The sequence below is a fragment of the Pedobacter cryoconitis genome, assembly GCF_014200605.1.
GTDB classification, from domain to species: Bacteria; Bacteroidota; Bacteroidia; order Sphingobacteriales; family Sphingobacteriaceae; genus Pedobacter; species Pedobacter cryoconitis_B.
In genome coordinates this window covers 1-6238 of sequence record NZ_JACHCE010000015.1, presented here as the reverse complement: position 1 = coordinate 6238, position 6238 = coordinate 1, and the positions used below count along the sequence as shown (strand labels likewise).

General features: G+C 43.3%; 1 pseudogene. It reads right to left on the bottom strand.

What is annotated here, in order from left to right:
* Window positions 1-6238, bottom strand: a pseudogene (locus HDE68_RS26265) (DUF11 domain-containing protein); the annotation flags it as partial.

Genomic DNA, 6238 nt, shown 5'->3' with positions numbered 1-6238 from the left:
TTATTGGTCGCAACCAATGTAAATACTACGTTACTACCTGCAGCAGGGGTTGGGTTATCTACTGTTTTAGCCAGACTTAAGTTTGTTGTTGCAGTCGGAACAGTAGTTACTGTAGAAGTATTATTGCCTGCAACAGGATCACTCTCTCCGCCTGTAATCGTTGCTGTATTGGCATATAGTCCGGTAGCATTAACTGAAGCCGTAATAGTCATGCTTTGATTTGTACCGGTTGCCAATGTACCAATAGTCCATAAACCGGTTCCAGGTGCATATGTTGTGCCAGCAGGTGGAGTTGAACTCAGGTAGGTATATCCAGAAGGCAGTAAATCAGTAACAGTAACATTAGTGCCATCACTTGGTCCCTTATTAGTGGCCAGAAGCGTAAATGTTACATTGCTGCCTACAGCTGGAGTAGAATTATTAACAGTTTTTATAATTTCAAAATCTGCTTGTTTTCCAACAGATGTCGAAGCTGTACTGGTATTATTTGCCAGGTTGAAATCGACTACAGTGCCAGAAGATGTAACTGTTGCTGTATTATTAATTGTCGCTGCACCTGGCGAAGAACTTACAGTTCCATTGATGTTAATCAATATATAATTTGCTAAACCAGCTGCAATATTTCCTGTGATAGCAATATTTCCAGATCCCGATAAAGGAGGGATCACGGTGGCAGCACCGACAGTTGTTGCCGTCCAGGTTGCACCCTGTATATCTGCAGGAATTATATCATTAATTGTTAGGCCATTTACATCAACCGGACCTGCGTTACTTACTTTGATTGTATAAGCAATAGGTGAACCCGCTGTAGCTGTTTGCGGACCACTTTTTTCAATGATCAAATCTGTAGACTGGTTAACAGCTGTAGTTACAGAACTTGTAGGTGCAGCTGTTGGTGATGTTACTGTCACTGTATTTGTGAATGATGGTAATGCAGCTGCATTAATAGTTCCCTGAATTACAAGGGTTAAAGTCCCTGGGACAGGAATACTTCCAACTATATTAATAACCGGACTCGTTCCTGTATTTGGTCCAAGGAATGTTGCACCCCCGGCGCCTGTGATAGTCCAGCTGTTTACAGTTACAGAAGAAGGGACATTATCTGTAATCGTTGCGGTAGGTATATTTCCTGCACCACCATTTGAAACCACAATCGTATAAGTGATTGGGTCTCCGATATTGACAGTAGTAGGGCCATTTTTAGATACCCGGACATCTGCCGAATTTTGGACCTGTGTAAGAATTGAACTGGTATTCGAAGTTAAATCAGGATCAGTAACCGGACTTCCTGCAGGGAAATTTGCAGTGGCAGTATTCGTAAACTGAGCACCATCCAGCGTAGCAGGATCAACAGTCCCGCTAACCACAATATTGATTACTCCTGTGCCTGCCGGAATATCTCCTGTTATATTAATATTTCCAGTTCCGCTTGCAGCACTTACAGTAGCCAGATTCTGAACAGTTGCTGTCCAGGTTGGTGTTAATATCTGGGCAGGAATAACATCCTGAATAATTACGCCTGGTGCATCACTAGGCCCGTCATTTACAATACGTATGGTATAAGAGATAGCCTGGCCAGCCCCTATATTAGCAGGACCTGATTTGGTAATACGAACATTTGCCAGTCTGGAAATTGTTGAGGTAACTGTACTTGTTGCCGGTACTGGATTATTAACTCCGGGTTCGGGAGTGGCAGTGGCTGTATTTACAAGTGTAGTTCCAGTATAACCAGAGCTAAGTACACCATTGATGACTACCTGAACTGAAGCAGTTCCAGCAGGGATCTTAGCCAGGATATTTACATTTCCAGTTCCTGTAGCAGGACTGTTAAGCACTGCCCCATTTTGTGTAGTGGCCGTCCAGCTTACTGCATTTATTCCAGCAGGGAGATTGTCAATAATATTTACATTATTCACATCCGAAGGTCCTGTATTAGTTACATTCAGCGTATAACTTACATTACCTCCCGCAGCTAATGTTGCAGGTCCTGATTTTTGAATTTTCACATTAGCATCCTTAGTGATCGTGGTTACAACTGTATTAGAGTTAACCAAAGGACTTCCAGGTGTATTTACACTCGCTGTATTAGAAACAGTTGTTGCTACAGTTGACGAAGGAATAGTTCCGGTAATATTAATCCGGATCTGGTTACCACCGCCGGCAGGTATATTACCAGTCACAGCAACATTGTTGTTCGTGCCAGTTGCACCAGTTATCACAGTGGCAGAACCTATTCCTGTTGCGGTCCAGCTCACATTTGTTAAAGTCGCAGATACATTATCAACGATAGACTGAAGCAATGCGTCTGCTATACCGTTATTACTTACGGTAACCACATAATTAACTGTGCTACCGGCGCTTGCTGTTGCAGGTCCTGTTTTTGAAATCTGAAGACTCACTGGGGTTGTAGTAGCCGTTGAGGTATTATTACCAGGTAAAGGATCATTCTGTCCACCAGTAATGGTTGCTGTATTGGCATAATTACCTGTTGGATTTACAGTAGCTGTAATTGTCAGGGTAGCATTTCCGCCATTAATCAAATTACCAATATTCCATATCCCTGTTCCGCTATTATAAGTACCGATTGATGGAGCAGCAGATACAAAAGTGTATCCTGAAGGAACCAGGTCATTTACGGTAACACCTGTTGCATTGCTTGGTCCTGCATTTGATGCAAGTAAAGTGAAGATGACCTGATTGCCAGCATATGGTACAGGATTATCTACAGTTTTTACAATACTCAGGTTTGTCGTTGCAACTGGTACCGGTGTTACAGTTGAAATATCATTTCCGGGAACACCGTCAACCTCAAGACCAGTAATTACCGCCGTATTGGCATAAGGTCCGGTTGGATTCACCGTTGCTGTAATAGTCATGGTAGAAGAAGCTCCACTAGTCAGTGTACCGATTGTCCATAAACCAGTTAGTGGTATATAAGTTGTTCCTGCTGGTGCGGTAGAACTTACATAAGTATAACCAGCCGGAAGTAAATCAGTAACCACAGTGGCATTACTGGTACTTGGACCATTGTTAGTTGCAACAATAGTAAAGACTATATTGCTTCCTACTGCCGGATTCGGATTATTTACCGTTTTGACAACAGATCTGTCTGCCGAAGGTACTGGTACTGGTAAAATTGTAGCGCTGTTATTGCCCGGAACCGGATCATTTTCAGTTCCTGTGATAGTAGCCGTATTGGCATAAGGGCCTGTAGCATTTACTTTAGCTGTAATGGTCAGTACAGCATTAGCACCACCTGCTAAATTACCTATATTCCAGATACCACTTCCAGGTATATAAGTTGTCCCTGCTGGTGGAGTAGAACTTACATAAGTATAACCAGCTGGCAGTAAATCTGTAACTGTAATTCCAGTACCTGCGCTTGGGCCATTATTGTTAGCTGTTAATGTGAAAACTACATTGCTTCCTACTACCGGGGTTAGATTATTGACTGTTTTTACAATCGACCTGTCGGTAGTGGCAACTGGTACCGGGGTATTGGTTGAAGTATTATTACCGCCAGAAGGATCATTCTCATTTCCTGTAATCGTAGCAGTATTGGTATAAGGTCCGGTTGCATTTACTGTTGCGGTAATAGCGAGGGTCGAACTCAATCCATTCGCTAAAGTACCAATAGTCCATAAGCCGGTTGCAGGCGCATAAGTTGTACCCAGAGCAGGGAGAGAACTTACATAAGTATAACCTGCCGGAAGTAAATCGGTAACGGTAATACCGGTACCTGTACTAGGACCATTGTTGGTAGCTACTAGTGTGAAGATAACATTAGTACCCACAGCTGGATTTGGATTGTCAACTGTTTTTACAATAGATCTGTCGGTGGTGGCAACTGGAACAGGAGTTATTGTAGAGATATTGTTCCCAGGGATACCATCAATTTCAAGACCTGTAATCACAGCCGTATTCGCATATGGCCCGGTTGCATTTACCGTTGCGGTAATGGTCATGGTAGAAGAAGCGCCATTTGCTAAAGCACCTATTGTCCATGTACCGGTTAGCGGTATATAAGTTGTTCCTGCTGGTGGGGCAGAACTTACATAAGTATAACCCAATGGAAGTAAATCGGTGACCACAGTGGCATTACTGGTACTCGGGCCATTATTAGTAGCAACGAGTGTGAAGACTACGTTACTTCCTACTGCCGGAGCCGGATTATCGATCGTTTTTACAACAGATCTGTCAGTGGTAGGAACTGGTACTGGTGCAACCGAGGCGCTATTATTGATAGTTATCGGGTCTGTTTCAGTTCCTGTGATGGTAGCCGTATTAATATAAGGACCAGTTGAATTAACTGTAGCAGTAATAGTTAAAGTAGAACTTGTTCCAATGCCCAAATTACCAATAGTCCATAATCCGGTAACAGGAGCATAGGTTGTGCCTGCTGGCGGAGTAGAACTTACATAGGTATAACCTGCAGGAAGCAAATCAGTAACTGTGATTCCAGTACCATCACTTGGACCATTATTGGTTGCAATAAGCGTAAATACTACATTGCTACCTACTACAGGAATCAGGTTACTGATCGTTTTTACGATTGATCTGTCTGTGATTGGTAATGGAACAGGTGTGACTGAAGAGGTGTTATTTCCAGGTACGGGGTCAATTTCAAGACCTGTAATTACTGCCGTATTCGTATAAGGGCCTACTGGATTTACCGTTGCAGTAATGGTCATCGTAGAAGAAGCGCCACTTGCCAGTGCACCGATTGTCCATGTACCGGTTAATGGTACATAGGTTGTGCCGGCAGGAGGGGTAGAACTCACATAGGTATAACCTATTGGAAGCAAATCAGTCACTACAGTTGCATTACTTGTACTCGGACCATTATTCGTTGCCACCAATGTAAATACTACATTGCTGCCTACTGCCGGAGCCAGATTATTGACTGTTTTTACAATTGATTTATCCGATGACGGAACTGGTATAGGTACAATCGCCGAGGTATTATTTGCAACGATTGGATCAGTTTCATTTCCAGTAATGGTGGCTGTATTGGCATAAGGTCCGGTTGCATTTACTTTAGCAGTAATAGTCAGGGTAGAGGTTGCCCCATTTGCTAAATTACCAATAGTCCATATACCACTTCCGGAAGCATAAGTGGTACCTGCCGGAACAGTAGAACTTACATAGGTATATCCTGCCGGAAGCAAGTCTGTAACTGTAATTCCAGTGCCCGGACTTAATCCATTGTTTGCTGCAACGAGCGTAAATACAACATTGCTTCCCACTACAGGAGTTAGGTTATCGACAGTTTTTACGATTGCTCTGTCTGTAATTGCTACTGGTACCGGCGCACTGGTTGAAGTGTTATTACCAGCAGCAGGATCATTTTCATTTCCGGTAATGGTAGCTGTATTGGCATAAGGACCAGTAGGATTGACGGTAGCAGTAATGGCTAATGTAGAACTTAATCCATTCGCCAAAGTACCGATAGTCCATAGTCCAGTACCAGGAACATAGGTGGTGCCCAGGGCAGGAAGTGAACTTACATAAGTATAACCTGCGGGAAGTAAATCAGTAACAGTAATGCCGGTACCGGTACTCGGACCATTGTTCGTCGCAACCAATGTAAATACTACATTGCTGCCAACTGGCGGATTCGCGATATCGATAGTCTTTACGATCGATCTGTCACTGGTTGCAACTGGCACCGGTGTTATTGAAGAAGTATTATTTCCAGGTACAGGATCAATTTCAAGACCTGTAATTACTGCTGTATTTATATAAGGACCTACCGGATTTACTGTCGCGGTAATTGTCATGGTAGAAGAAGCTCCGTTTGCTAAAGGCCCTATAGTCCATGTTCCGGTTAAAGGGATATACGATGTTCCTGCCGCAGGGGTAGAACTCACATAGGTATAACCTAACGGAAGTAAATCAGTAACTACGGTTGCATTACTGGTACTTGGACCATTGTTCGTGGCTACCAGTGTAAAGACAACATTGCTGCCCACTGCCGGAGTCAGATTATCTACTGTTTTTACAATTGACTTGTCTGAAGCCGGAACTGGTACTGGCAGAATTGTAGAGGTATTATTAATCGTAACCGGATCAGTTTCATTTCCAGTAATGGTTGCTGTATTGGCATAAGGCCCGGTCGCATTTACTTTAGCGGTAATGGTCATGGTAGAGGTTGCCCCATTTGCTAAAGCCCCTATAGTCCATAATCCGGTAGCGGGAACATAAGTTGTACCTGCTGGTGGCGTAGAACTTACATAGG